The 24,862-nt window shown below is 70.9% G+C and carries 28 protein-coding genes; 17 read left to right on the top strand and 11 right to left on the bottom strand.

The genetic code is table 11. From position 1 onward, the window contains the following. Window positions 1-115: 115 nt before the first annotated feature. On the top strand, window positions 116-364 hold the full coding sequence (locus ACEXOR_RS06460) for a DUF3072 domain-containing protein (RefSeq protein WP_374848619.1): 249 nt from the start codon (window positions 116-118) through the stop codon (window positions 362-364). A 1-nt stretch (window position 365) separates the two neighbouring features. On the opposite strand, the gene ACEXOR_RS06455 is transcribed toward ACEXOR_RS06460, so the two are convergent. Continuing rightward, on the bottom strand, window positions 366-1,400 hold the full coding sequence (locus ACEXOR_RS06455) for an NAD-dependent epimerase/dehydratase family protein (RefSeq protein WP_374848618.1): 1,035 nt from the start codon (window positions 1,398-1,400) through the stop codon (window positions 366-368). A 305-nt stretch (window positions 1,401-1,705) separates the two neighbouring features. Here ACEXOR_RS06455 and ACEXOR_RS06450 point away from each other — a divergent pair, with 305 nt between their 5' ends. Beyond that, window positions 1,706-1,987: a hypothetical protein gene (locus ACEXOR_RS06450; RefSeq protein ID WP_374848616.1), complete on the top strand. Its 282-nt coding sequence runs from the start codon at window positions 1,706-1,708 to the stop codon at window positions 1,985-1,987. Between the two features lie 84 nt (window positions 1,988-2,071). Continuing rightward, a complete protein-coding gene (locus ACEXOR_RS06445; RefSeq protein WP_374848615.1) occupies window positions 2,072-2,341 on the top strand; it encodes a GlsB/YeaQ/YmgE family stress response membrane protein in 270 nt (89 codons plus the stop codon). A gap of 143 nt (window positions 2,342-2,484) precedes the next feature. Here ACEXOR_RS06445 and ACEXOR_RS06440 read toward each other — a convergent pair whose 3' ends face one another. The 3 genes from ACEXOR_RS06440 to ACEXOR_RS06430 form a co-directional block, all read right to left on the bottom strand. Continuing rightward, the gene (locus ACEXOR_RS06440; RefSeq protein WP_374848614.1) at window positions 2,485-4,677 is read right to left on the bottom strand and encodes a glycoside hydrolase family 3 protein; all 2,193 of its coding nucleotides are present in this window, start codon (window positions 4,675-4,677) and stop codon (window positions 2,485-2,487) included. A 96-nt stretch (window positions 4,678-4,773) separates the two neighbouring features. Next, window positions 4,774-5,007 carry a hypothetical protein gene (locus ACEXOR_RS06435; RefSeq protein WP_374848613.1) on the bottom strand — a complete coding sequence of 78 codons (234 nt, stop codon included), beginning with the start codon at window positions 5,005-5,007 and terminating at the stop codon, window positions 4,774-4,776. Window positions 5,008-5,035: 28 nt separating this feature from the next. Beyond that, complete coding sequence (locus ACEXOR_RS06430; RefSeq protein ID WP_374848612.1) at window positions 5,036-5,365, bottom strand: DUF7882 family protein; 330 nt, start codon at window positions 5,363-5,365, stop codon at window positions 5,036-5,038. Between the two features lie 302 nt (window positions 5,366-5,667). On the opposite strand from ACEXOR_RS06430, the gene ACEXOR_RS06425 reads away from it, so the two are divergent. Next, on the top strand, window positions 5,668-6,249 hold the full coding sequence (locus ACEXOR_RS06425) for an ANTAR domain-containing protein (RefSeq protein ID WP_374848611.1): 582 nt from the start codon (window positions 5,668-5,670) through the stop codon (window positions 6,247-6,249). A gap of 31 nt (window positions 6,250-6,280) precedes the next feature. Continuing rightward, window positions 6,281-6,991: a GAF and ANTAR domain-containing protein gene (locus tag ACEXOR_RS06420; protein ID WP_374848610.1), complete on the top strand. Its 711-nt coding sequence runs from the start codon at window positions 6,281-6,283 to the stop codon at window positions 6,989-6,991. Between the two features lie 94 nt (window positions 6,992-7,085). On the opposite strand, the gene ACEXOR_RS06415 is transcribed toward ACEXOR_RS06420, so the two are convergent. Beyond that, complete coding sequence (locus ACEXOR_RS06415) at window positions 7,086-7,379, bottom strand: DUF7882 family protein (protein ID WP_374848608.1); 294 nt, start codon at window positions 7,377-7,379, stop codon at window positions 7,086-7,088. A gap of 98 nt (window positions 7,380-7,477) precedes the next feature. Here ACEXOR_RS06415 and ACEXOR_RS06410 point away from each other — a divergent pair, with 98 nt between their 5' ends. Further along, window positions 7,478-8,311 (top strand): alpha/beta fold hydrolase, encoded by an 834-nt coding sequence (locus ACEXOR_RS06410; RefSeq protein WP_374848607.1) that lies wholly within the window; start codon window positions 7,478-7,480, stop codon window positions 8,309-8,311. A gap of 159 nt (window positions 8,312-8,470) precedes the next feature. After that, window positions 8,471-8,896 (top strand): nuclear transport factor 2 family protein, encoded by a 426-nt coding sequence (locus ACEXOR_RS06405; RefSeq protein ID WP_374848606.1) that lies wholly within the window; start codon window positions 8,471-8,473, stop codon window positions 8,894-8,896. 12 nt (window positions 8,897-8,908) lie between these two features. Here ACEXOR_RS06405 and ACEXOR_RS06400 read toward each other — a convergent pair whose 3' ends face one another. Both ACEXOR_RS06400 and ACEXOR_RS06395 read right to left on the bottom strand, forming a co-directional pair. Next, window positions 8,909-9,925, bottom strand: coding sequence for a magnesium and cobalt transport protein CorA (locus ACEXOR_RS06400; RefSeq protein ID WP_374848604.1), 1,017 nt, complete (start codon window positions 9,923-9,925; stop codon window positions 8,909-8,911). 77 nt (window positions 9,926-10,002) lie between these two features. Further along, window positions 10,003-10,488 (bottom strand): hypothetical protein, encoded by a 486-nt coding sequence (locus ACEXOR_RS06395; RefSeq protein ID WP_374848603.1) that lies wholly within the window; start codon window positions 10,486-10,488, stop codon window positions 10,003-10,005. 140 nt (window positions 10,489-10,628) lie between these two features. Between ACEXOR_RS06395 and ACEXOR_RS06390 the strand changes: the two genes are divergently transcribed. From ACEXOR_RS06390 to ACEXOR_RS06355, 8 genes are read left to right on the top strand one after another with little or no spacing between them, the layout of a single operon-like run. Further along, entirely contained in the window at window positions 10,629-10,832 is a 204-nt protein-coding gene (locus ACEXOR_RS06390) for a hypothetical protein (protein ID WP_374848602.1), read from the top strand. Then, a complete protein-coding gene (locus tag ACEXOR_RS06385; protein ID WP_374848601.1) occupies window positions 10,829-10,918 on the top strand; it encodes a potassium-transporting ATPase subunit F in 90 nt (29 codons plus the stop codon). Before ACEXOR_RS06390 ends, ACEXOR_RS06385 begins: the two co-directional genes overlap by 4 nt. Continuing rightward, the gene (gene kdpA, locus ACEXOR_RS06380) at window positions 10,919-12,592 is read left to right on the top strand and encodes a potassium-transporting ATPase subunit KdpA (RefSeq protein WP_374848600.1); all 1,674 of its coding nucleotides are present in this window, start codon (window positions 10,919-10,921) and stop codon (window positions 12,590-12,592) included. Beyond that, complete coding sequence (gene kdpB / locus ACEXOR_RS06375; protein WP_374848599.1) at window positions 12,592-14,718, top strand: potassium-transporting ATPase subunit KdpB; 2,127 nt, start codon at window positions 12,592-12,594, stop codon at window positions 14,716-14,718. Before kdpA ends, kdpB begins: the two co-directional genes overlap by 1 nt. 31 nt (window positions 14,719-14,749) lie before the next feature. Further along, window positions 14,750-15,352, top strand: coding sequence for a potassium-transporting ATPase subunit KdpC (kdpC, locus tag ACEXOR_RS06370; protein ID WP_374848598.1), 603 nt, complete (start codon window positions 14,750-14,752; stop codon window positions 15,350-15,352). A gap of 14 nt (window positions 15,353-15,366) precedes the next feature. Then, the gene (locus ACEXOR_RS06365; protein WP_374848597.1) at window positions 15,367-17,847 is read left to right on the top strand and encodes a sensor histidine kinase; all 2,481 of its coding nucleotides are present in this window, start codon (window positions 15,367-15,369) and stop codon (window positions 17,845-17,847) included. Further along, complete coding sequence (locus tag ACEXOR_RS06360; RefSeq protein ID WP_374848596.1) at window positions 17,844-18,539, top strand: response regulator; 696 nt, start codon at window positions 17,844-17,846, stop codon at window positions 18,537-18,539. Before ACEXOR_RS06365 ends, ACEXOR_RS06360 begins: the two co-directional genes overlap by 4 nt. 44 nt (window positions 18,540-18,583) lie before the next feature. Then, window positions 18,584-18,811, top strand: coding sequence for a hypothetical protein (locus tag ACEXOR_RS06355; protein ID WP_374848595.1), 228 nt, complete (start codon window positions 18,584-18,586; stop codon window positions 18,809-18,811). Window positions 18,812-18,980: 169 nt separating this feature from the next. Here the strand turns inward: ACEXOR_RS06355 and ACEXOR_RS06350 are convergent, their stop codons facing one another. The 4 genes from ACEXOR_RS06350 to ftsW form a co-directional block, all read right to left on the bottom strand. Then, window positions 18,981-19,445, bottom strand: coding sequence for a hypothetical protein (locus ACEXOR_RS06350; protein WP_374848594.1), 465 nt, complete (start codon window positions 19,443-19,445; stop codon window positions 18,981-18,983). A gap of 23 nt (window positions 19,446-19,468) precedes the next feature. Beyond that, on the bottom strand, window positions 19,469-19,732 hold the full coding sequence (locus ACEXOR_RS06345; protein WP_374848593.1) for a hypothetical protein: 264 nt from the start codon (window positions 19,730-19,732) through the stop codon (window positions 19,469-19,471). An 84-nt stretch (window positions 19,733-19,816) separates the two neighbouring features. Further along, the gene (locus tag ACEXOR_RS06340) at window positions 19,817-20,290 is read right to left on the bottom strand and encodes an S-ribosylhomocysteine lyase (RefSeq protein ID WP_374848591.1); all 474 of its coding nucleotides are present in this window, start codon (window positions 20,288-20,290) and stop codon (window positions 19,817-19,819) included. Further along, complete coding sequence (gene ftsW / locus ACEXOR_RS06335) at window positions 20,290-21,549, bottom strand: putative lipid II flippase FtsW (RefSeq protein WP_374848590.1); 1,260 nt, start codon at window positions 21,547-21,549, stop codon at window positions 20,290-20,292. The genes ACEXOR_RS06340 and ftsW overlap by 1 nt, the downstream gene beginning before the upstream one ends. Window positions 21,550-21,662: 113 nt before the next feature. On the opposite strand from ftsW, the gene ACEXOR_RS06330 reads away from it, so the two are divergent. Then, entirely contained in the window at window positions 21,663-22,718 is a 1,056-nt protein-coding gene (locus tag ACEXOR_RS06330; RefSeq protein ID WP_374848589.1) for a cytochrome c oxidase assembly protein, read from the top strand. Then, window positions 22,715-24,832 (top strand): ArnT family glycosyltransferase, encoded by a 2,118-nt coding sequence (locus ACEXOR_RS06325; RefSeq protein ID WP_374848588.1) that lies wholly within the window; start codon window positions 22,715-22,717, stop codon window positions 24,830-24,832. The genes ACEXOR_RS06330 and ACEXOR_RS06325 overlap by 4 nt, the downstream gene beginning before the upstream one ends. The last annotated feature ends 30 nt before the right edge of the window (window positions 24,833-24,862 follow it).

Raw genomic sequence — 24,862 nt, 5'->3', positions numbered from 1 at the left:
CCGAGTTGCGCCGAATGGCCCCTTCGCGCACGCGCAAGGGGCCATTCGGCGCAACTCGGCGGGCTGGGGTGCTGAGGGGGTGCCGCCCGGCGGTCGCGGGCGTACGGTGACGGGCATGAGCGACCAGAACGACACCGCCCCCGAGGGTGAGACCCTCGGCGGAACCCATCCCGACCCCGACAACACCGCGAGCAAAGACCCGAGCGACTGGGTCACGGGCGACGAGCCCGCCACCGGCCCGCAGAAGAGCTACCTCGACACCCTTGCCCGGGAGGCCGGGGAGGAGATCTCCGCCGACCTCACCAAGGCCGAGGCCTCCGAGCACATCGATCGCTTGCAGAAGGCCACCGGCCGGGGCCAGTAGCTCAGAAGGCGCGCCGGGCGCCGCCCCCTCCCAGGGGCGGCGACCCGGCCTCGCCGTCGGCGGCGGCCAGGCCGTCGAGGAGCTCGCGCAGCGCGTCGGTCGAGCTGATCGTGGGGGCCCAGCCGAGCAGGGTGCGGGCACGCTCGGTCGACATCACCGGCACCGTCGTGGCGATGTCGAGCCAACCGGGGTCTGAGGGCTGGAGGCGGGCCTTCCAGGTGGCCCACATGAGCGCCCGCACCACCGCGGCGCGGATCGGTACCGCCCGCCCGCCGAGAGCGCCGGCCAGCACCTCGGGTGTGACCACGGGCTCGGCCGCGATGTTGAAGGCGCCGCCCTGCCGACGTTCGATGGCCCGCCAGAACGCGTCGGCCACGTCGTCGGCGTGCACCACCTGCGAGATCAGTTGCGAGGGCAGTGTGACGATCGGCGACCGCAGCCGGCCGAGCAGTCGTCGCGGCACGAACGGGCCGGCGAACAGCCGGGCGATCTCGGAGGCCGCCTTCGACTGGAACACCAGGCCGGGGCGCAGTCGGGTGACGACGACCGACGGGTGCGCCCCCTCGAAGTCGTCCAGCCTGCGCTCGTTGATGGCCTTGTACCGGGAGTAGTGCGAGGTGGCCAGGCCGCCGGTGGGCCAGTCCTCGTTCACCCGGCGGGACTTCGGTCCCGGGCTGTAGGCGCCCACCGAGCTGGCCACGAGCACGTGCGGCACGCCCGCGTCGACGGCCGCGTCGAGCACCGCGGCGGTACCGTGCACGTTGGTGCGCCACATCGCCTTCTCCACGTGGTTGGGCTGCAGTGCCCAGGCCAGGTGCACGACGGCGTCGACGCCGTGCAGAGCTGGGGCGAGCAGTGCCCGCGCATCCGGCTTCGACACATCGACGGCATGCCACTGCACCTCGGCGTACTGGCGATCACGGTCGGGGATGCGGCGGGCGACACCGACCACCTCGGTGGCACCGGCCTCGCGGGAGAGGCGGCGCAGCAGCGCCGTTCCGAGGTTTCCGGTGGCACCGATCACGGCGATCTTCATGGGTATCCCCTTGCTGACGTGGCTGTTCCTTCAGCTTCGTCTGATCGGGAGATTATGGGAGTACGAGTCTCATCGATTTGTCGCTAGCCTCGACCCAGGTCGGGCGGCGGCGCCGACCGTTTCGGGTACTGTCGGCGCCGCGCCCCACCGTTCTCCCCTCCGCGGAGGGTGCTTTCGGCGTGCCGTGCGCCGCCTGACCGCAGCGCCGCCGGGCGCTGTGTTCGGAACGCTCCCCCTGGCCGGTTTGGTCGATCGGCGCATCCTGGCCCTTTGCTGAGAACAGGGATAGGAGTAGGCAGGTACTCATGACTGACCAGACGAGTGACGGCGACACACTGCCCGACGTCGATGTCGAGAAGGGTGATCTCAACGACAACGACCTCACCCGCAAAGACATGACGTACAGCCCGTCGAGCGGTCGGGAGACGGATGAGCTGCAGCACGACGCTGCAGGCTCGCAGGCTCTCGACGATCCCGACATCGACCAGAGTCGCATCACCTCGCTGCCTGGAACCGGTGGCCCCGACGACGTCGGCGAGATCGACATCGAGGGCGCGGAGATCAACATCCCGCACCGCACGGCCTGACAGTCCCCCCCCAGAACCTCCGTCGGCGCGCAGCACTGCCGGCGAGGAGTACCCGACCACCACAGAACACGAAGGAACAATCACATGAGCTTCATCGCTTTCCTCATCCTCGGCCTCATCGCCGGTGCCATCGCCAAGCTGATCCTCCCGGGCCGTCAGGGCGGCGGCTGGCTCGTCACCCTCATCCTTGGCGTCGTCGGCGCGCTCCTCGGCGGCTGGCTCGGCGGCCTGCTGTTCGGTGTGAACCTGCAGGAGTTCTGGTCGATCCAGACCTGGGTCGTCGCGATCGTCGGCTCCATCGTCGTTCTGCTCATCTACGGCCTGATCTTCGGCCGCAAGGGCAGCCGCGCGTAACAGCAGCCCCCACACGCCGAAGGCGGCCCACTCCTCGTGAGTGGGCCGCCTTCGCTGTTCCTGCACTCACACCTCAGGTGCTCGACCCGTCGCAGATTGCCCATCTCGCACGATGAGAGGGCGATCTGCGACGGGTCGGCATCTCAGGGGCGGGTGAGGGTGCGGCGGCGCAGGAAGGCTGCGCCCACGCCGGCCAGGAGCAGGGCGAGGGCCGCCGCGATCGTGGGCCAGGCGGTGTCGAAGCCGGTGGCCGCCAGGGAGCCGTCGCCCTCGCCCACCGGTGCCGAGCCGTTGCCGGGCGCGGGCGCAGGTGCGGGACTCGGTGTCGGCGCGGGCTCGCCCGGGGCGGCCTCGTAGCTCAGGCCGAAGCCGTACTCGAACAGCGGGGTCGCCGTGTCGTTCGGCACGTCGGCGAGCTGGGCCGCCACCTCGGTCATGCTCGAGGGCAGCTCGAACGGCAGCCGGCCCTCGGGCGAGGCGGCGCCGGTGATCACGTTCAACAGGGCCTCGTCGGAGGCGCCGTACGACGCGAGCACCGCATCCGAGTTCTCCACCACGTTGCCCAGCACCAGCGGTCGCGAGAGCTGCGGCACCGCGATGGTGAGAGCTCCGGATGCGTGGGCCGCGGCGAGCGCCGAGAAGTCGGCTTCGCTGCCGGTGAAGTTCAGATCGGTCAGATCAGAACCGCCACGCGGGTCGGTGAGCCGCACGATGGCGATCGACGCTGCTGCCGGGTCGTCGACGGGGGTGAACCCGGCGGCGACGGCGGCCTCGTCGGAGACGCCGTAGAGGTAGGCCGTTCGCCCGGCCGCCTCACCCACGGGCAGCGTCGCCGAGCCGTCGGCCTCGGTGGTGTTGCTGAGCAGGGTGAGCGAGCGCTGCTGGGCGTCGAGCCCGACCGCACGCGAATCGGCCGAGCCGACCACCGCATCCGCCACCGCCGGGTCGACGTAGGGGTTCTCGAACAGCCCCAGGTCGAACTTCTGCGCCAGCACCCGCGACGCGGCCTCGGTGACCCTCGTCTCGGTGAGGAAGCCCTGCGTCACCGCGTCGACCACGTTCTGCGGCTGGTCGCTGCCGCCGATGATGTCGACGCCCGCGTTGATGGCGCTCGCGTAGCGCTCCGGCAGGGTGAGGTCTTCGACGCCCCACGGCATGCCGGCTCCCCACGGGCCCACGAACGACGCCGGTGGCCGGCGGTCGAGGCACTCCTGCGGGCAGTCGTTGGCGATGCCCCAGTCGCTGGTGATCACGCCGTCGAAGCCGTACTGGCCGCGCAGCAGATCCTGCAGCAGGAACTCGTTGTGCCCCGCGCCCACCTGCTCGAGCGGCGTGCCGTCGACGCTGAGGTTCTTCAGGATGCTGTAGGTCGGCATGATGCCCGCCGCCCCGGCATCGAAGGCGCCCTCGTAGGGCACCACGTGCTCGGCGAAGTTGTCACCGGGGAAGGTGGCGTACCGGCCGTAGTAGTAGTGGCTGTCGTAGCCGTTCTCCTGCGCGCCGTAGCCCACCCAGTGCTTCACCACGGTGGCGACGCTGGAGGAGTCGAGCCCGCCGGTTCCGCCCTGGAGGCCCTCGACGTAGGCCTCGACGTGCGGCTTCACGTCGGCGCCGACCGAGCCGAAGGTGCCGTTGATCCGCGTCCAGCGCGGTTCGGTGGCGATGTCGGCCTGGGGCGACAGGGCCTCGCGGATGCCGGTGGCCGCGTACTCCTCGCGGATGATGTCGCCCATCTCGAGGGTGAGGGCCGGGTCGTTCACCGCGCCCAGGCCGATGGCGTCGGGGAACGGCGTGAAGTCGCCGTTGGAGACCGTCTGCCCCTCGGTGACGGTGAAGCCCGAACGCGGGTCGGTGCTGATCAGCAGCGGGATGCCGAAGGGCTCGGCCTCGGCGAGCTGCTGCAGCTGGTTGTGCTGCTCGGCCAGTGTCACGGCGTCGACCCCGAGCCGGGAGATGAACGTGGTGATGTGGCCGTTCTGCAGGAAGCCGGTGAAGGCATCCTGGTTGTAGGTGCCCTGGCCGGTGAGGCTGGCGTGCATCAGCAGGCCGGCCTTCTGCTCGAGGGTGAGGCGGGCCGCGAGGTCGGCGGCACGCTCGGCGGAGGTGAGCCGCCAGTCCTCGTAGGGCGTGAGCCCGGCGTCGCCGTCGAGGTCGCGGAACTGCAGTCCGTCGACGGTGATGATGTCGGCGGTGCGCGTGCCCAGCTCGGGCTGCACCTCGGCCGCCTGGGCCGGGGCGGCCACGATGGCCCCGCCGATCAACGGGAGAGCCACCGCCCCCACCAGTGTCGCGCGCCCCACCCGGCGCGCTCTCGTCTTCTCGACCATTGGTCGCATGTCCACTCCTTCGTGGCTGAGTTGCCCCCGAATGGGGGTCAGGCTCCCAAGCTACCCGACGGCGAGGACATCCCGGCCGCTGTGGCGAGAAAGGGGTCAGAGACCTTTGCGGCGCTCCTTGGTGCGCAGACGGCGGGCCTGGATGCCGGAGAGTCCGCCCAGCACGATGAAGCCCACGGCCACCGGCACCGCGATCTGCCACCACCGGTTGGCCGAGAGGGCGTTGCCGAACAGCACGATCAGGCAGAGCGCGTTGAGGCCGAGCGCCAGGTAGGAGTACTGGGCCGACGTCCAGCGCGGGCGTTCGCCGGTGGGGGGAGTGGTGGGCACGCTCCCAGGCTACAAGGCGGTGGCGCGGCTAGACCGCGGGCGCGGCGGGCGGCTCGGTGCCCTGATCGGGCTCGGGCGTGAGCGCGAGGCCCTGCGGCGAGTTCGCGCTGAGCATGAGGGCCTCGACCCAGCGGCGGTTCACCGCGGGCGGCCGGCCGCCGTAGAACTTGAACACCAGCGGCACCGTGGGGAACACCCAGATCACCGTTCGTCCGCCGCCCTGCTGGCGGTCGTCGCTCCAGGAGAACGTGAACGACTCGTTGCGCCGCAGCTTGGCGCTGATGACCAGCTGCAGATGCGCGAGGATGCGGTCCTCGAAGTCGACCGTGAGGCTGGAGTCGTAGATGAGCTTGCCCATCAGACGGAAACCCCCTGAGACACGACCGCTGCAGCATGCGCGGCACGAAGGCTGATTCGGGGACAGAGGATGCTCATTATGGCTCGATCCGGATCGTTGACAATCGGCGACCGGGTCCAGGGCAACCTTTTTCACCGTAGGCCACCCATCGCCGGAGTTCAACCCCTGTGGCGCAATGTGCATGAATTCGAATGAATGGATAGCGTGCGTGTGAACCCGCCCCAGCCCAGGAGGACCCGATCTCGACGGCACGAGGAACCACGCACGCGCAGCTGTCGGCGACCTTCGTCGACGCCCTGCCCGTGGAGCGCGCCGCCATCGCCACCTTCGGCGCTCCGTTCGACGTCGAGACCGTCAGCGCCAGCGATCCGCTCGCCGCACGCCTCAGTGAGATCGAGCTCGACGTGGGCGAGGGGCCGGGCTGGGCGGCCCATGCCAGCGGCACCGCGATCCTCGCGCCCGAGCTCGACAGCAGCGAGCAGCCCGGGTGGCCCCTGTTCGTGCACGCGGTGGAGGGCCTCGGGGTGCGTGCGGTGTTCTCGTTCCCGCTCGTGATCGGAACCCTCCGCATCGGGGCCGTCGATCTCTATTCCGACGCCCCGGGCCCGCTGACGGCTGCTGCGGTGGCGGAGGCCTCGATGCTGACGAAGGCTGCCGCGGCCACCGTGCTGCGCGAGGCGGTGGACACCCGCAACGACTCCACCGACGAGGGCCCGTACTCCCGCCGCGAGGTGCACCAGGCGACCGGCATGGTGATCGCGCAGCTGGGCATACCGGCCGACGACGCGCTGCTGCTCATCCGGGCGCACGCCTTCGCCTCCGGCCGGTCGGTTCGCGAGACGGCGGCGGCAATCGCCGCCCGTACGCTGCGATTGGAGAAGTGACTGTGACACGCACGGAAGGTAGATTCAAAGGATGACGGCCACACGCGAAGCCCAGCTCGCCGAGACGTTCATCGAACTCGCCGACACCCTCGTCGCCGACTACGACATCGTCGATCTGCTGCACACGCTCGTCGAGCGCAGCGTGCTCATCCTCGAGGCCGCCGACGCCGGCATCCTGGTGCCCAACGGGCATGGAAGCCTCGAGGTGGTGGCGTCGACGAGCGAGCGCAGCCACCTGATCAGCCTGCTGCAGCTGAACGCGCAGGAGGGCCCCTGCGTCGACGCGTTCACCTCGGGCAAGGTCGTCTCGGTCGAGAACATCGCGGCGACCTACGCGCGCTGGCCCACCTTCGCCACCGACGCGGCGTCGCTCGGGTACCAGTCGATGTACGCCATTCCGATGCGGCTTCGCGACGAGACCATCGGGTCGCTCAACCTGTTCAGCGACCACGCCGGGCCGATCGACCCGAAAGACGCCGCCGCGGGTCGGGCGCTGGCGGATGTGGCGACCATCGGCATCCTGCACGAGCGGGCCCTGCGCGACTCGGACACCGCGCGCGAGCAGCTCCAGCGGGCCCTGGACAGCCGGGTGGTGATCGAGCAGGCGAAGGGCGTGCTGGCGCAGTCCGACGACATCGACATGGATGAGGCGTTCACCCGGCTGCGCGACCGGGCCCGGCACAGCGGGCGGCGGCTGTCAGACGTGGCGCGCGGCGTGGTGGAGGCCGCGGTTCGTCGCTGAACCCTGCCGCCGGCACCGGGCGACCGGCACTGGGCGACCGGCATGGGGCGACCGGCAGCAGGCAGCGGCGCCGGCGGCCGATCGGGATGTCGGCTCAGGCCCCCGGTTCGGGCGTGATGCGCAGCTCGCCACGGCTGGCGGCGGTGTTCATCTCGTCGATCCAGCCCCGGTTCACCGGCCCGGCCTGCTCGGGGTCGTAGCGGAAGCGGAGCGGGATGGCGTCGCTGATCCAGATGGTCTCGCGACCCGCGCCGGGTGACGCCACGTTCCAGCTGAGCGAGCACGATTCGTGGCGACGCAGGCGCGACAGCAGCACGATCTGCAGGTGTGCGAGGGTGCGGTCGTCGATCTCGATCTCTGATCCGTAGCCGTAGGCGAGAGAACCCATGGGGTCAGGGTCTCATCCGCCACCGACATCGGGATGGCGGGCCACGGGAGTCGCGGCTGGACGGTGCCCTCGCTCCCGGCCCGGCGTACGGTGAGCGGATGCCCCACCGCCGTTCGAGACGATCCGTTGCCACTCCGAACGACCCGACCGCGCCCGCGGTCACCGAGCACGTGATCGACGGGTTGCCGTTCTCGGTGTTCGCGACGGCCTCCGCGGCCCCGGGCGCAGAAACCGCCGCGCCGCCCTTCGTGCTCGTGCACGGCATCGGCACCTCGCACCGGTACCTGGCCCGGCTGCACGGGCTGCTCGCCCGCACGGCCGACGTCTACTCCATCGACCTGCCGGGCTTCGGGGGCGTGGCCAAGCCCGACGGGGTGCCCGACGTGACCGCCGTGGCATCGGGGCTGGCCACGCTGCTGGAGAGCCTCGGGGTGGCCGGTGCCATCGCGATCGGCCACTCGATGGGCGCCCAGTGGGTCACCGAACTCGCGGTGCTGCGCCCCGACCTGGTGTCGCGGGTGGTGCTGATCGGTCCGGTCACCGACGACCGGCACCGTACGCTGCGCGCCCAGGCGGTGGCCCTCGGGCTCGACACGCTCGGCGAGACACCGGTGGTGAACGCGATGGTGTTCACCGACTACCTGCGCGCCGGCCCGGTGTGGTTCCTCCAGCACGCGCAGTTCATGCGCGACTACCCGCTCGAACACCGCGTGCGCGAGTTGGCCGGCCCGATGCTGGTGCTGCGCGGCGGCGACGATCCGGTGGCCGGGCCGGACTGGTGCCGGCGCCTGCGCCGCGCGGCACCGGCGGGGAGTCGAGTGGTGGTGGTTCCCGGTCACCGCCATGTGGTGCAGCACACGGCCGCCCCAGCTGTCGCTTCGGCGATCCGCGCCTTCCTGGCCGACCCCGCCCCCGACCCCTGGCGGACCTGACGCAGGCTACTCGTCTTCGGCGACCGGTCCCGGCAGCATCCGTCGGCCCGGTGACACGGCAGGGCGGTTGTCGGGAGGTGTTCCGCAGTCTGTAGTGCCGTCGGGCGCCCGGTCCCGGCGAGGATGCCAGTAGGACGCATCGGTCGGGAGGGGGCCGCGATGAGCAGCCAGAGCAGCGGTAGCAGCCAGAACGGCGGAGGTGGCCTGGGCGGCCACGGCGGCCCGGGGGCCGCGGTCGACGCGGTGGAGTCGGAGCTGATCGTGCGCGAGTTCGTCGACATGCTGAACGAGGGTGCGCTCTGCGAGATCGCCGCCTACCTGTCCGACTCGGTGCTCTACCAGCCCTCGCCGAACTCCTGGATCCGCGGGCGGCAGGCCGTGCTCAGCATGCTCGACGACGTGCGCCACGCCTTCGAGCACGTGCACACCCGGGTGGAGCACGTGGCGGTGTGCGGCGGCACGGTGCTCGTGGAACAGCGGATGGCGCTGCGCCTGGACGACGGCCCCGGCGTGGAGCTGATGAGCTTCGCCAGCTTTCGCCTCGAGGGCTACCGCATCACCGAGTGGCACCAGTTGCAGGGCTGACGCGCACCGGCGTCAGAGCCAGTGCTTGCGCTTGAAGATCGCGTAGAGCACCCCGCCCATCGCCACCATGCCGAGCACCGCCAGCGGGTAACCGAGCGGCCAGTGCAGTTCGGGCATGTAGTCGAAGTTCATGCCGTAGATCGTGCCGATCAGCGTCGGGGCGAACAGGATGGCTGCCCACGAGGAGATCTTCTTGATCTCCTCGTTCTGCGACAGTCCGGTCTCGGTGAGACGCCGGGTCTCCTCGTTCTGCTGCTGCGTCACGAGGGTCGAGTGCACGGTGAGCGCGTTCTCCAGCAGCGCGCGGAACGAGCTCGCCTTGTCGACCGTGCGGTGCACGTGGTCGAGCACATCCCGGAGCGACCGCTGCAGCTCGAGGTCGACCCGGTACTTCGACGAACCGCGCAGCAGGCGGTCGAGCATGTCGGGCAGCGGACCGATGGCCCGCTCGAAGCTGATCACCTCGCGCAGCAGTTCGTAGATGCGGCGCGAGACGTCGGGGTCGTTGCCGAAGAGCTGGTCCTGGATCTCGTCGATGTCGTTCTCCAGCCCCGCGATCACGGGGGCGTAGCCGTCGACCACCTCGTCGAGGATCGTGTAGAGCACGGCCTCCGGCCCGAGCCGCAGCAGCTCGGGCTCGGCCTCCATGCGGTGGCGCACGGCCCGCAGGTCGGGGTTCTCGGCGTGCCGAACGGTCACCACGAACCCCGGCCCCACGAACACGTGCACCTCGCCGAACTCCACCGACTCCTGGGCGTCGAGGTACCGGGCCGGCCGCACCACCACGAAGAGGGTGTCGCCGAAGCGCTCGAGCTTGGGCCGCTGGTGGCCCTTCAGGGCGTCCTCCACGGCGAGCGGGTGCAGACCGAACTCCTGGGCCACCGAACGCAACTCGTCGGGACTCGGCCGGTAGAGCCCGATCCAGGCCATGCCGTCGCGCTCGCGCAGCAGCTCGTAGGTCTCGTCGAGGCTCTTCGGGCTCTCGGTGCGCCGCCCGCCGACGTAGATCGCGTTGTCGATGATGGCCATACAGGTCTCCATTGCTCAGAGAAACCGCACCGGATGCGCGATGCGGCGAAGGTCACCATAGTCCCGACAGCGCCGCATCATGCTGACGCTGGCCGGCCGGCGCGCAGCTGACGGCAGGCGACCGCCCCGCGGCACGGGACGGCCACGAGGTCGCCGACCGCGACGTCCTCCGGCAGCGACACCTCCGCGCCCTCGATCACGAAGGGCCGGCTGTGCCGGGTCGACACCCGCCCGATCAGGCGCGCCTCGCCGAGGTGGAGGCTGGGTGCGATCGAAGCGAACTCGGCGTCGAGCACGAGCACGCCGGCCCCAGGGGCGGCGGTCACCCGGGCGACGACGACGGATGCCTGCTCCCGGTCGGATGGGCGGCCGTGCGTTCCCGGCACCACGGCCGCCGCCACGTGCACGCAGGGGGTGTCGCAGATGTCGACGAGCCTGAGCAGCGACACCCCCGACACGATGACGTCGGTGGTGGTGGGCCGCGTCCACTCCGGCCAGCGGTCGATGGCGAGGGGGTCGGGGATGCTGGCGCGGAGGCTGGGAAGGATGCTGGTGAGAGTCACGGGAGAAGGTCTACGCCGCGCATCCGCCGGCTGTGCCCGTCCTAACGGAATCCGGGCGCGCACGGCCCGGATCCTGACGCGAATCCCTACGCCCGCATCGGCGCGGATGGGCGGCGACAGGATTCTGTGAGGGTTTCGCCGTGGCCGGCCCGAACCGCGTCAGGAAGTCGTTAGGACGGCCGATCGGGCCGTCTCCGGCGAGCAGGATCGTCATCCGTACCCGTGCGCCCACCCTGGGCGCCTGTCGGATGGAGAACACAGTGCTCGACGTCGTTTACATCGTCGCGATCCTCGCCGTCTTCGGCGTGGTCGCTTTCGTGGCCTGGGGGGTCGGAAAGCTGTGATCGTGCTCGAACTGGCCGCCGCGATCCTCGGCGTGGCCGGAGTGGCCTACCTCATCGTCGCCCTCGTGAAGCCGGAGAAGTTCTAGATGGAAGCCTGGCTCCTGGTCGCCCAGCTCGCGACCCTCGCCCTCATTCTCGCCGTGGCCTACCGGCCGCTCGGCGACTACATCGCCCACACCTTCACCTCCGTGAAAGACCTCAAGGTCGAACGGGGGCTGTACCGCGTGGTGGGCGTCGACCCCGACTCCGAGCAGAGCTGGGGCGCCTACGTGCGCGGCGTGCTCGCGTTCTCGCTCATCGGCGTGCTGTTCGTGTACGCCCTGCAGCGGCTTCAGGCCGTGCTGCCCTACTCCCTCGGCTTCCCGGCTGTTCCGGAGGGGCTGTCGTTCAACACGGCGGCCTCGTTCGTGACGAACACGAACTGGCAGTCGTACTCGCCCGACGTCACCATGGGCTACACCGTGCAGATCGCCGGTCTCGCCGTGCAGAACTTCGTCTCGGCGGGCGTGGGACTCGCCGTGGCGATCGCCCTGATCCGCGGCTTCGCCCGGCGCAACACCGGAACCATCGGCAACTTCTGGGTCGACCTCACCCGCGGAACCTTCCGCATCCTGCTGCCGTTGGCGCTGATCTCGTCGATCGTGCTGATCGCCGGCGGCGTCATCCAGAACTTCAACGGCTTCACCGAGGTGAGCACGCTCACCGGCGGCACCGCCACCATCCCCGGCGGCCCCGTGGCGAGCCAGGAGGCCATCAAGATGGTGGGCAACAACGGTGGCGGGTTCTTCAACGTGAACTCCGCGCATCCGTTCGAGAACCCCACGCCCTGGACGAACATGTTCCAGATCGTGCTGATGCTGGCCATCCCGTTCGCCCTGACGCGCACGTTCGGCGTGATGGTGGGTGACAAGCGCCAGGGCTACGCCATCCTCGCGGCCATGGGCGCGCTCTTCCTGGTGTCGTTCGCGGCTCTCACCGCGTTCGAGTTCGCCGGTGCCGGCACCGGGCCGCAGCTGGCGGGCGGCGCGATGGAGGGCAAGGAGCAGCGCTTCGGCATCCTCGGATCGACGCTGTTCGCCACCACCTCCACCATCACCTCCACGGGGGCGGTGAACTCGATGCACGACAGCTTCACCTCGCTCGGCGGCATGATGACGCTGTTCAACATGATGCTCGGTGAGATCGCGCCCGGTGGTATCGGCGCCGGCCTCTACGGCATCCTGATCATCGCCATCATCACGGTGTTCATCGCGGGGCTCCTGGTGGGCCGCACGCCCGAGTACCTGGGCAAGAAGATCGGCCCGCGCGAGATCAAGCTGGCGAGCCTCTACATCCTCGCCACACCCACGCTCGTGCTCCTCGGCACCGCGCTCAGCTTCGCCGTCCCGGCCATCCGCGACGACGTCGAGAGCACGTCGATCTGGAACCCCGGGCTGCACGGCTTCACCGAGGTGCTCTACGCCTTCACCAGCGCCGCGAACAACAACGGTTCGGCCTTCGCCGGACTCACGGCGAACACGCCGTGGTTCAACACCGCGCTCGCCGTGGCCATGCTGCTCGGCCGGTTCATCCCGATCGTGCTGGTGCTGGCCCTCGCCGGTTCCCTCGCCGCGCAGGGCAAGGTGCCCGCAACCGCGGGAACCCTGCCGACCCATCGCCCGCAGTTCGTGGGCCTCCTCGTGGGCGTGATCGTGATCGTCGTCGCCCTCACCTACTTCCCCGTGCTCGCACTCGGACCTCTCGCCGAAGGGCTTCAGTAATGTCCAACCTCTCCACCCAGATCGTCGCGGGGCTCCCCGAGGCGCTCAGAAAGCTCTCGCCGCGGCTGATGTGGCGAAACCCCGTGATGTTCATCGTCGAGGTGGGCGCGGCGTTCACCACCGTGCTCGCCGTCGCGCAGCCGTTCCTCGGTGCCGAAGGCGGCGACTCGCTCGCCTTCACCTGGGCCATCGCCGTCTGGCTCTGGCTCACCGTGCTCTTCGCGAACCTCGCCGAGTCGGTGGCCGAGGGCCGCGGCAAGGCGCAGGCCGCCACCCTGCGGGCAACCCGCACCAGCACCATGGCCGCCCGCGTCGAGAACTACGACTCCACGAAAGACCCGGCGGCCCTCCAGGCCTCCACGGTGCAGGTGGCGTCGGCCGACCTCACGCTCGGCGACGTGGTGGTGGTGGTGGCCGGCGAGCTCGTGCCCGGCGACGGCGACATCATCGACGGCATCGCCTCCATCGACGAATCGGCCATCACGGGCGAGTCGGCTCCGGTGGTGCGCGAGTCGGGCGGCGACCGCAGCGCCGTCACCGGGGGTACCCGCGTGCTCTCCGACCGGGTGGTCGTGAAGATCACCTCCAAGCCCGGCGAGACCTTCGTCGACCGCATGATCCGGCTCGTCGAGGGCGCATCCCGGCAGAAGACGCCGAACGAGATCGCGCTGAACATCCTGCTCGCGAGCCTGTCGGTGGTGTTCCTGATCGTGGTGCTCACGCTCGGCCCCATCGCCGGGTACTCGGATGCCGCGCCCTCCATCGCGGTGATGGTCGCGTTGCTCGTGTGCCTCATCCCCACCACCATCGGCGCCCTCCTCTCGGCCATCGGCATCGCCGGCATGGACCGGCTGGTGCAGCACAACGTGCTGGCCATGTCGGGCCGTGCCGTGGAAGCCGCCGGAGACGTCACCACCCTGCTGATGGACAAGACGGGAACCATCACCTACGGCAACCGCCGCGCCTCGGAGTTCATCGCCCTCGAGGGTGTTCCGGCCGCCGAGCTGCGGGAGGCCGCCGCGCTCTCCTCGCTCTCCGACCCCACGCCCGAGGGCAAGTCGATCGTGGATCTGGCGCGCTTGGAGCTGGAAGCGAAGGCCATTTCTGGCCTTCGCCGCGACGCCAGCGCTGAGGGCCGTCTCGGCCCTCAGATACCGGCGGATGCCACGATCGTGCCCTTCACCGCGCAGACCAGGATGAGCGGCATCGACTTCGCCGACGGCCGCCAGATCCGCAAGGGCGCCGGCTCCGCCGTCACCGCCTGGGCCCGCGAGAGCGGCACGGCGGGCAGCACGCTGTTCGACGAGCTGCAGCAGCAGACCGACCGCATCGCCGGCCTCGGCGGCACCCCGCTCGTGGTGGCCGTGCGCGAGCCCGGGCAGCCGGCCCGCCTGCTCGGCGTGGTGTACCTCAAGGACATCGTGAAGGAGGGCATGGCCTCGCGCTTCGCCGAACTGCGGGCGATGGGCATCCGCACCGTCATGATCACGGGCGACAACCCCCTCACCGCCAAGGCCATCGCCGAGGAGGCCGGCGTCGACGACTACCTCGCCGAGGCCACCCCCGAGGACAAGCTGGCGCTGATCAAGAAGGAGCAGGAGGGCGGCCGACTGGTGGCCATGACCGGCGACGGCACCAACGACGCCCCGGCCCTCGCCCAGGCGGATGTCGGCGTGGCCATGAACACGGGCACGAGCGCCGCGAAGGAGGCCGGCAACATGGTCGACCTCGACTCCGACCCCACGAAGCTCATCGACATCGTGGCCATCGGCAAACAGCTGCTGATCACCCGCGGAGCGCTCACCACGTTCTCCATCGCGAACGACGTGGCGAAGTACTTCGCCATCATCCCGGCCATGTTCGCCGCGGTGTTCCCGGGCCTGGGCCTGCTGAACATCATGGGCCTGCACTCGCCGGCGTCGGCCATCCTCTCGGCGGTCGTGTTCAACGCCCTCGTGATCGTGGTGCTCATCCCGCTGGCGCTGAAGGGCGTGAAGTACCGGCCCCTGTCGGCCTCGCGCATCCTCAGCCGCAACATCCTCATCTACGGCCTGGGAGGCGTGATCGCCCCGTTCATCGGCATCAAGATCATCGACCTCGTGGTCAGCCTCATCCCCGGTTTCTGAACCGCTGTCTGAAGAGAGAAGACACATCATCATGGCAAGCAATCGCGGGTTCGCCCGCCCCTACTGGGTGGCGCTGCGCTACATGATCGTCGCCACGGTCGTGCTCGGCATCGCCTACCCCGTCGCCGTGCTCGGCATCGGCCAGCTCGCGCTACCGGCGCAGGCGAACGGCAGCGTGGTGACCGTCGACGGCGAGCCCGTGGGCTCGTCGCTGATCGGCCAGTCGTTCGCCGATTCCGACGGCAATGCCCTGCCCGAGTGGTTCCAGTCGCGGCCCTCGGCTGCCGGCTACGACGCCTCGGCCTCGGTGGGCAGCAACTACGGGCCCGAGAACCCCGACTTCATCGCCGAGATCGAGGCCCGCAAGGCCGCCATCGCCGAGAGCGACGGAGTCGCGGAGAGCGACATCCCGGTCGACGCGCTCACCACCTCGGGGTCGGGCCTCGACCCGCACATCAGCCCCGACTACGCCTACGAGCAGGTGGCGCGCGTGGCGAAGGCCCGCGGGCTCGACGAGACCGCGGTGAAGGGCCTGGTCGACGCCTTCGTTCAGGGCCGGGACCTCGGCTTCCTCGGCGAGCCCACCGTGAACGTGCTGCAGCTGAACGTGGCGCTGTCGCAGTTGGCCGGCTGACCGATGGGAGCGCGATGAAGCAGGGGCGGCTCCGGGTTCTGCTCGGGGCCGCCCCCGGCGTGGGCAAGACCTACGCGATGCTCGAGGAGGGCCGGCGGCTGCGCTCCCAGGGCAAGGACGTGGTGGTGGCCGTGGTGGAGACCCACGGGCGGGCCGCCACCCGGGCGATGACCCTGGGATTCGAGATCGTGCCCCGCATCCGGGTGTCGCATCGCGGGGTGGAGCTCGAGGAGATGGATCTCGACGCGGTGATCGCGCGGGCCCCCGACTACGCGCTCGTCGACGAGCTGGCGCACACCAACGCCCCCGGTCTCGCGCACGAGAAGCGGTGGCGGGACGTCGAGACCCTGCTGGATGCGGGCATCGACGTGATCTCCACCGTCAACATCCAGCACATCGAGTCGCTGAACGACGTGGTGCAGCAGATCACGGGCGTGCCGCAGCGCGAGACGATCCCGGATGCGGTGCTCCGTGAGGCGGATCAGATCGAGGTCGTCGACCTCGCCCCGCAGGCCCTGCGCGACCGCCTCTCCGAGGGCGTCGTGTACCCCGAGGCCCGCATCGACGCCGCGCTGTCGAACTACTTCCGGCTCGGCAACCTCACCGCGTTGCGCGAGCTCGCCCTGCTCTGGCTCGCCGACGAGGTGGAGTCGTCGCTGCAGAAGTACCGCACCGAGCACGGCATCGGCCAGAAGTGGGAGGCCCGCGAACGCGTCGTGGTGGCCCTCACCGGCGGGCCGGAGGGCGAGACCCTGCTCCGGCGTGGATCGCGCATCGCCGCCCGCTCGGCCGGCGGGCAGCTGCTCGCGGTGCACGTCACCAGCCAGGACGGACTCCGGCAGGCCGACCCTGGCGCTCTCCCCGCTCAGCGCTCGCTCGTGGAGAGCCTGGGTGGAACCTTCCACCAGGTGGTGGGCAGCGACATCCCCACCGCTCTGGTGGAGTTCGCGAAGGCCTCCAACGCCACCCAGCTGGTGATCGGCGTGAGTCGCCGCAGCCGGCTCGGCGCGGTGCTCACCGGCCCCGGCATCGGAGCCACCGTCATCCGCGAGTCGGGCGACATCGACGTGCACATCGTGAACCACTCCGCCGCCGGCGGAAACCGGTTCTCGCTGCCGCACCCGCACGGCTCGCTCACGGTGCGGCGCCGCGTGTACGGCCTCGTTCTCGCGCTGGCCGGCGGGCCGCTGCTCACGTGGTTGCTCGCATCGTTCCGCAACGAGGACTCCATCACCTCCGACGTGCTGAGCTACCAGCTGCTCGTGGTGGTGGTGGCGCTCGTGGGCGGCATCTGGCCGGCGCTGTTCGCGGCCGTGCTGTCGGGGCTGACGCTCGACTACTTCTTCGTCGATCCGCTCTACACGGTCACGGTCGACAAACCGCTGCACCTGCTCGCCCTGGTGCTCTACGTGGTGATCGCGGTGCTCGTGTCGATCGTGGTCGACCAGGCGGCGCGGCGCTCCCGGGCCGCTCGGCGCTCGGCGGCCGAGTCGGAGCTGATCGCGGGGGTGGCGGGGGAGGTGCTGCGGGGGCAGGACGCCTTCCAGGCGTTCGTGACCCGCACGCGGGAGGCCTTCGGGCTGACGGGGGTGCGCATCCTCGTCGGCGACCGGGTGCTGGCGAGCGACGGCGAGCCGGCCGGGCAGGACGGGGGCGACCGGGTGGTGGTGAACCACGAGGCCACGCTCGAACTGCACGGGCGGCCGCTGCAGTCCTCCGACCGCCGGTTGCTGGGCGTGATCGTGGCCCAGCTCGCCTCGGCGCTCGAGCACGCCGACCTCGAGGAGACCGCGCGGGAGATGGCGCCGCTCGCCGCCGCCGACCGGGTGCGGAGCGCGCTGCTCGCCGCCGTGGGGCACGACCTGCGGAGGCCGCTCGCGGGGGCGACGGCAGCGGTGACGGGGCTCCGCGCATCCGGAGCCACCCTCTCGCCGGCCGACCGCGACGAGCTGCTCGACACGGCCGAGACCAGCCTCAAGCAGCTCACCGACCTCCTCACCGACCTGCTCGACGTGAGCCGGGTGCAGGCGGGGGTGCTGGCGGTGGCGCAGCAACCGGTGGATCTCGCCGACGTCGTACCGGCGGCACTCGAGCAGCTCGACGTGGGCCCGGCCGAGGTCGACCTCGACCTGCCCGCCGACCTGCCCACCATTCAGGCCGATCCGGTGCTGCTCGAGCGGGTGCTGGTGAACCTGCTCTCGAACGCGCTGCGGTACACGCCGGCCGATCAGCGGGTGGTCGTGGCGGCGTCGGCATTCCAGCACACCGTGCAGATCAGGGTGATCGACCGGGGGCCCGGCGTGCCGGATGATCGGCGGGAGGACATCTTCGTGCCGTTCCAGCGGCTCGGCGACACCGACAACACCACGGGCCTCGGGCTCGGCCTCGCGCTCTCGAAGGGGTTCGTGGAGGGCATGGGCGGCACCCTCGAGTTCGAGGAGACGCCGCACGGCGGATCGACGATGGTGGTCACCCTCGCGGAGGCGGCGGCGTGAGGATCCTGATCGCCGACGACGACCCGCAGATCCTGCGCGCGCTGCGCGTGACGCTGGCCTCGCAGGGCCACGATGTGGTCACCGCGGCCGACGGCCGGCAGACCATCGCCGCGGCGTCGACGCATCCGCCCGACCTGCTGGTGCTCGACCTCGGCATGCCGCACCTCGACGGGCTCGACGTCATCCGCACGGTGCGCGCCTGGTCGGCGGTGCCCATCCTGGTGGTGTCGGGCCGCACCGACGCCGGCGACAAGGTCGACGCGCTCGACGCGGGCGCCGACGACTACGTCACCAAACCGTTCGCCATCGAGGAGCTGCTGGCGCGGGTGCGGGCGCTCACCCGGCGGTCGCCGGCCGTGGTGAGCCAACCGGTGGTGACGCTCAGCGGGGTGACCGTCGACCTGGTGGCTCACGTGGTCTCGCGCGACGGACGGCGGGGGAGCATCCGGCTCACTCCCACGGAGTGGAAGATCCTCGAGCTGCTGGTGCGCAACCCGAACCGGCTGATCACCCACGCCGACCTGTTCACCGAGATCTGGGGCACGCCGAACGTGCGCGAGACCGGCTACTTGAGGCTGTACATCGGCCAGCTGCGCAAGAAGCTCGAGCCCGATCCGTCGCACCCGCGGCACATCCTCACCGAGACGGGTCTGGGCTACCGGTTCGAGCCCGACTCGCCGGCCGCGCCCTGACCCCGCATTCGCTCAGCGGCGACAGCTGTAGAAGGATGGCCGGGGTGGCCCCTGCCGCCATCGACCGAAAGGCCCTTCCGTTGAACAACCCCTCCAGCACCGTCGCGCTGCTCGGCGTCATCATCCTGCTCTTCCTGATCGCGGCCCCCGGCGCCCCGGCCGCGATGTACATCATCGGCGGCGTGCTCTTCCTGGCGGGCATGCTCGGCCTCACCCTCCGCCCCACGCCCTCGCGCCCCGCCGCCACCCCCGACCGCGCCCCCGACGCCTGACCCCGGCAGGGGACTGCGCCCGTTGCGCCCTCGGCGCGATGATGAGATAATTTCGGTACGACGGTCCGGTCACCGGCACGTCGCCAGCCGAAGGCCCCGCACGCGGGGCCTTCGTTCTTTCCCCTTCCCTGTCACGGCACCCAGGTCCAGCTGTGCACCGTACAGGGGTCTATCTCACCCACCAGCCGCTCGGGGCGGAGATGCGGCTCAGCTGACTGGACCGGTAGCCGGGCGTTCCCACCGACTGGTAGCTCTCGAACTGCCGCTTGTGCACGTCTTGCGTGGCGATCTCGTCGGCGACGACGATCACCGGCTCGTCCTGGTTCGTGCGCTCGGCGAACTGATCGATGCGCTCCAAGAGATGACCGAAGACGATGCCATGGGGCTGCCCTGGGTAGGAGTAACGAGCGTTCAGCCGGTTGAGGTCGAGACCCCGGAAGATGTAGGCGACACCCGCGGCCCTGGCGACCTTCAGCGACGCCGCATACACGCCGGCGGCCTCTCGATGCTTTCCGCGCAGCGCCTTCCACTCGCCGGAGCCGCCCATCAGCTCGTGGCCGTGCAACTCGGCGTCGGGCGGGATCCCGTGACGGCGTGAGGTCGCAGCCCGTACGCCCGACAACCCGCGTTCCACGGTCTCCCAAGCGCCCTGATCAGCTATCGCCGCAGCGATGTAATAGAAGTCGCGGGTAAGGTCAGTGCGTCGGGTGGGGAGGGCTCGGTGGGCGGTTCCGCCAGGGCAGCCGTGAGCACGTCGGCCAGCAGAGGGCCGCGGGTGGCCGCGACGAGGTAGCCCCGCGCCCGCTCGTCGAGAAAGCCCCGGTGCACCGCGTTCACCACGATCTCCCGCACCGCCTCACGCCTCCCGGGCGACAGCGACGCCAGGATGCGATCGGCCTCGGCCAGCAGCTCCTTCTTCACCAGCCCAGCCTGCCCGCGCCGCACCGCCCGCAGCCAGGCCCTCGCGAGACCACCCGGGGGCCATCCGTCACACCGAAGCGCCCCTCACACCCCCACGCGCGCGAACGCGTCGAGGCTGATCCCCGCGTCGAGCACCACCTTCGACCACTCCCGCGCCGTGTGCAGCGAGTGGTCGCGGTAGTTGCCGCACTCCAGCGCCGACACCCCGGGGATGTCGGCCTCGGTCGCCTCGTCGGCGATGAACCGCAGGCTCGAGGTGAGCGCCGCCACCACATCGGCCACCTCGGGCTCGCCCCACATGAGCAGGTGGAACCCGGTGCGGCAGCCGAACGGCGAGATGTCGATCATCCCGTCGATGCGGTCGCGCATCAGCCCCGCCAGCATGTGCTCGATGGTGTGGATGCCCGCGGTCGGGATGTCCTGCACGTTCGGCTGCGTGAGCCGCACGTCGAAGTTCGTGATCGTTCCGCCGCCTGGCCCGTGCTCCACGCCGATGCGCCGCACGTAGGGCGCGATCACGGCCGTGTGGTCCAGGGTGAAGCTCTCGATCTCAGCCATCAGTTCTCCTCGTCGCTCATCCCGCCGACAGCACCGGATGACGCCGGCTCGGCACGCCTCAACTCTAGATCGCGCCTCGCCAGAGAGAGCACGATGCCGGTCGCCACCAGGCAGCTGATCAGGGCTGTGCCGCCGGCCGAGATGAACGGCAGCGGCACGCCCAGCACGGGCAACAGGCCCAGCACCACGGCGATGTTGATGAGCGACTCGGCCACGATCCAGGTCATCACGGCCCCGGTCACCACCCGCTGCTGCAGGGTGCGCGACTGCCGCACGAGCCGCAGGAAGGCCACGGCCAGCACCACGATCAGCGCGAGCACCGTGCAGGCGCCGATGAGCCCGAGGTCTTCGCCCACGATCGCGAAGATGAAGTCGGTGTCGACCGCCGGCAGCCACGACCACTTCTCCTTCGACTGCCCGATGCCCGTTCCGAACACCCCGCCGTCGCTCAGCGCGAAGTATCCGTTCTGGGTCTGCCACTGCGTGTCGTCGTAGTCGGCGGTGGAGGGGTTCAGGAACGCCTCGATGCGCACCATCCGGCTCGGCCGCGACACGGCGGCCACCGCCACGGCCGCCGCGATTCCACCGGTCACCACGAGCAGGTGCCGCAGCCGCACCCCGCCGAAGAACAGCCCGCCGATCACGATCAGCAGCAGGATCATCGCCGTGCCGAGGTCGCCGCCGAGCACCACGAGCACGATGGCCAGCCCGGTCACGAGCACCGCCGGCACCACACCATGGGCGAACTCCTGCACCCGGGCCTGCCGCCGCGTGAGGAACATTCCGAGCCACAGCACGATGCCCACCTTGATGATCTCGGATGGCTGCAGCACCCCGAAGGAGCCGAGTGCGAGCCAGTTGCGGTTGCCGTTCACCGACACCCCGAGCGGCGTGAGCAGCACGACCAGCTGCAACGCGCATCCGGCCACCAGCACCGGCCAGGCCACGCGCAGCCAGAACCGTGCCGGCAGCCGGGCGGCGAGCAGCATCATCGGAACGCCGATCAGCGCGAACGTGCCCTGCCGCAGGAACACGTCGAACGAATTGCCCGAGTCGATGCGAGCGTCGACCGACGAGGCCGAGAGCACCATCACGAGCCCGAATCCCACCAGGAACAGTGTGGTGGCGAGCAGCAGCAGCGACTCCGGGCGGAGGCCCCGGGGCACGGGGCGCAGCAGCACCCGCACCGCCCTCGGTGCGCGTGCCGCCGCGCCCGGCCGGGCTGCCGGGGCCGTCTCGTCTCGTGTCGCGTGGCTCACAATCGGTGAGTCTGATCCCGCGCCGGGCGCCCCGACCGCAGCGCCGCACGTACGTCGGGCGGCTTCCCGGTCAACTCTCGGCGAACCCGCGAACGGCGGTGCCACGCTTCCGGGTGGGCCGCCCACCGACGTCCTCACCCGCCCGCTCTGCCCCCGAGGAGCTCCCCACGCCCGACATCGCCACCGCGCTCACCACCTGGCGGTTCGATCCGGTCGCCGCCCTGGTGATCGTGATCGTCGCATCCCTGTATCTGGCCGGGGTCGTTCGGTACGACCGCGCCCGCCGGGGTGGCCGCCCGGCCGGCGCCGGAGTCGACGGCGCAGCCGCTTTCCGGGGCGGTGCCCCCGCGCCCGCCCGGTGGCCGCGCCGCCGTGTCGTGGGGTTCCTGGTGCTCGGCCTGGGCTCGTTCGCGGTGATCGAGTTCGGGTTCCTCGGCGTCTACAGCGGCGAGCTGCGCTTCGCGTTCAGCACCCGCATCGCCCTGCTGCTGCTCGTGGTGCCGGCGCTCCTCGCCACCGGCCGGCCGGCCGAGCTCGCCGCCCACACCCTCCGTGGGCGCGCCCGCGCCCTCCTCGAGGCCGCCGCCACCTCACGGCTCGCCCGGCTCACGGGCAACGCCGTGTTCGGTACCGTGCTGGCGCTCGCGGTGTTCTGTTGCTTCCTCACGCCGCTCGCCGGCTGGGCCCGCACCACGCCGGCCGTCTCCGACGCGCTCGACGTGCTCGTGCCCGCGCTGGGAGCGGCCGTCGTCATCCCGCTCGCCGGCGGAGCGGCCGTCTCGGGCCTATTCCTCGCCGCCGAGTTCATGCTCGCGTTCGCCGAGCTGGTTCTCGACGCCATTCCCGGTATCGTGCTGCGTCTCAGCGACACCGTGCTCGACGGAGTCACCTCGGTGGTCGGTGGCCCGGCCTGGTTCCCGAGCCCGCTCCGCGATCAGCAGCTCTCGGGCGACCTGCTCTGGTTCATCGCGGAACTGGCCGACATCCCGGTGCTGGTGTTCCTGTTCATCCGCTGGTCGCGCCACGACCGCCGCGAGGCCCGCTCCCTCGACGATCTCAGCGACGCCGACATGGCGGCCCTGACCGCCGCCCACCTCGGCCGCCCCGCGGCGAACCCGTCGCCGGCCGCCGCCGACCCCATCCGCCCCACCCCCGAAGGCCGCCCATGAGAACGGATGCGCTCCCGCGGTGGCTCACCCAGCCCCGCCGATTCCGCGTCGCCCTGCTGCTCATCCTCGCGGGCTGCGCCACCCTGCTCGTCTGGAACCTCGCCCGCGGCGGCGACGCCTCCTTCTACGAGGCGTCGGCGCGCTCGATGTCGGAGTCGTGGCGTGCGTTCGCCTTCGGCTCGTTCGACCCGGCGGCCACCGTCACCCTCGACAAGCTGAGCGGATTCGCCCAGCCCCAGGCCCTGAGCATCCGCCTGTTCGGCATGTCGACCTCGTCGCTCGTGCTCCCGCAGGTGCTCGAGGGGCTGGTGACGGTGTGGGCGGTGTCGCTAATCGGCCTGCGCTGGGCAGGCCCGGGTGCCGGCCTGGTGGCGGCGGGCGCGGCGGCATCCATGCCCATCTTCGTGTCGATGTTCGGCCACCCGATGGAAGACGGCCTCGTCACGATGGCCCTCACCGTGGCCCTGCTGTTCTGGCAGCGCGCGCTGCTCACCGGGCGGTGGTGGCCGCTGCTGGTCACCGCGCTGTTCGTGGGCGTCGGGTTCCAGGCCAAGATGATGCAGGCGTGGTTCATCCTGCCGGCGCTCGTGATCGGCACGGCGCTGTGGGGCGCATCGACGCGTCGCGCGCGCCTCGGCCGGGCGGCGGTGGTGGCGACCGCGTCGGTGGCGGCTTCGCTGGCGTGGATCACGGTGATCCAGCTCATCCCGGCCGGCGACCGCCCCTACGTCGACGGCTCGACGAACGACGACGTCTTCGCCATGGTGTTCGGCTTCAACGGCATCGACCGCCTCATTCCGCACGCGATCCCGGGCGCGGTGGGGGCGGCGTCGGCCTCGGCGGTGCCCCAGGCGGCGGCGACAGCGTGGATGACGGGCTCGGCCGTGGGGTCGGCCGCCCTGCCGTCGGCGTCGCCGGTGACGTGGCTGGCGAGCGCGCTCACCAAGGCGGTCTCCACCTCGGCCGAGCCCGGCGCCTCGCTCACGAAGCTGCTCGACCCGATGTTCGTCACCCAGGTGGGCTGGCTCTACCCGGCGGCGCTCGCGGGCCTGGTGCTCGGCCTCCTGCACTGGTGGCCGCGCGGGCGCGGGGCCTTCCTCCTGCGCTGGTGGCGCCGCCGGGCCGCCTCGCCCACCTCTGCCGCCGTCCCCGGGCGCCGGGCGTCACTGGCCATGCTCCTGGTCGTGGCGGTGTGGCTGCTCACCGGGGCCGGCATCCTGAGCGTGGCGCACGTGCCCCACACGGCCTACGTGGCGGCCATCGGCACCCAGCTCGCCCTCCTCGCCGCCATCGGATGGCGCGAGTCGGCCCGCCTGCTGCGCTCGCCCCGCCGTCGCGTCCGCGTCATCCCCCTCGTGGTCGTCACCGTCCAGTTCGCCTGGACGACCCTGCTCACCCTCGAGGGCGGCACCCCGCCCGTGCTCGCCTACCCGCTCGTGGCCCTCACCGCGGCGGCCACGCTCGTCACCGCCATCCTGTCGCTGCGCCGCCCGCCAGACCGGCAGCCCCGCCCACGGCCTCGTGGCCTCGTGCCCGTGGCCGCGGCCGCCGTGGCCGTCGCCCTCCTCGCCGGGCCGGCGCTCTACAGCGCCCAGGTTCTCGACGCCACCCGCGACGGATCGGGCGGCGACGCCTACGTGGGCATCAAACCCGCCCAGAACCAGTCCCCGTCGAAGCCGTTCCAGATCTCTCCGCCCGCCCTCTGGGGCGGAAACTCCACCGAACCTCCCGGAGTGAAGGCGCTCGCCGACGCGGCGACCGCGGCCGGCGGCGGTCACGACGGGGCGCCCCTCTTCGTCACCGACTCCTGGGCGCTCTCGGCCGAGATCATCGACACCACCGGCGAGGAGGTGCTCACCGACGGCGGCTACTCCGGAACCGCCCCCGTCTTCTCCGAGGCCGACCTCACCGCCATGATCGACTCGGGCCGCACCCGCCTGCTCGCGGTCAAGCAGACGGCGTCCGCCTCCGACCCGCTCCTCCAGGCCGTGCACGACAACCCCTGCACCCCCCTCGGCACCTGGTCCACCGCCTCCCACGGCGACGCGTCCCCCCAGCCCAGCCGGTCCGCAGAACAAGCCGCAGCCACCTTCACCCTCTACACCTGCACCTGACCCGCGCTCGCGTTGCGTCGCGCAAACTCA

Origin of the sequence: Herbiconiux liangxiaofengii (genome assembly GCF_041927335.1) — a bacterium.
Lineage (GTDB): Bacteria > Actinomycetota > Actinomycetes > Actinomycetales > Microbacteriaceae > Herbiconiux > Herbiconiux liangxiaofengii.
The sequence above is the reverse complement of the archived record's forward strand: the minus strand, read 5'-3'. Positions and strand labels throughout refer to the sequence as shown.

Excerpts from the sequence above, each read along its gene's own strand:
- ACEXOR_RS06440 (WP_374848614.1), bottom strand. The coding sequence starts at position 4,677 with ATGCGACCAATGGTCGAGAAGACGAGAGCGCGCCGGGTGGGGCGCGCG.
- ACEXOR_RS06365 (WP_374848597.1), top strand. The coding sequence starts at position 15,367 with ATGAAGCAGGGGCGGCTCCGGGTTCTGCTCGGGGCCGCCCCCGGCGTG.
- ACEXOR_RS06450 (WP_374848616.1), top strand. The coding sequence starts at position 1,706 with ATGACTGACCAGACGAGTGACGGCGACACACTGCCCGACGTCGATGTC.
- ACEXOR_RS06340 (WP_374848591.1), bottom strand. The coding sequence starts at position 20,290 with ATGGCTGAGATCGAGAGCTTCACCCTGGACCACACGGCCGTGATCGCG.
- ACEXOR_RS06430 (WP_374848612.1), bottom strand. The coding sequence starts at position 5,365 with ATGGGCAAGCTCATCTACGACTCCAGCCTCACGGTCGACTTCGAGGAC.
- ACEXOR_RS06445 (WP_374848615.1), top strand. The coding sequence starts at position 2,072 with ATGAGCTTCATCGCTTTCCTCATCCTCGGCCTCATCGCCGGTGCCATC.
- ACEXOR_RS06410 (WP_374848607.1), top strand. The coding sequence starts at position 7,478 with ATGCCCCACCGCCGTTCGAGACGATCCGTTGCCACTCCGAACGACCCG.
- kdpC (WP_374848598.1), top strand. The coding sequence starts at position 14,750 with ATGGCAAGCAATCGCGGGTTCGCCCGCCCCTACTGGGTGGCGCTGCGC.
- ACEXOR_RS06460 (WP_374848619.1), top strand. The coding sequence starts at position 116 with ATGAGCGACCAGAACGACACCGCCCCCGAGGGTGAGACCCTCGGCGGA.
- ACEXOR_RS06420 (WP_374848610.1), top strand. The coding sequence starts at position 6,281 with ATGACGGCCACACGCGAAGCCCAGCTCGCCGAGACGTTCATCGAACTC.
- ACEXOR_RS06325 (WP_374848588.1), top strand. The coding sequence starts at position 22,715 with ATGAGAACGGATGCGCTCCCGCGGTGGCTCACCCAGCCCCGCCGATTC.
- ACEXOR_RS06455 (WP_374848618.1), bottom strand. The coding sequence starts at position 1,400 with ATGAAGATCGCCGTGATCGGTGCCACCGGAAACCTCGGAACGGCGCTG.
- kdpA (WP_374848600.1), top strand. The coding sequence starts at position 10,919 with ATGGAAGCCTGGCTCCTGGTCGCCCAGCTCGCGACCCTCGCCCTCATT.
- ACEXOR_RS06405 (WP_374848606.1), top strand. The coding sequence starts at position 8,471 with ATGAGCAGCCAGAGCAGCGGTAGCAGCCAGAACGGCGGAGGTGGCCTG.
- kdpB (WP_374848599.1), top strand. The coding sequence starts at position 12,592 with ATGTCCAACCTCTCCACCCAGATCGTCGCGGGGCTCCCCGAGGCGCTC.
- ACEXOR_RS06400 (WP_374848604.1), bottom strand. The coding sequence starts at position 9,925 with ATGGCCATCATCGACAACGCGATCTACGTCGGCGGGCGGCGCACCGAG.
- ACEXOR_RS06415 (WP_374848608.1), bottom strand. The coding sequence starts at position 7,379 with ATGGGTTCTCTCGCCTACGGCTACGGATCAGAGATCGAGATCGACGAC.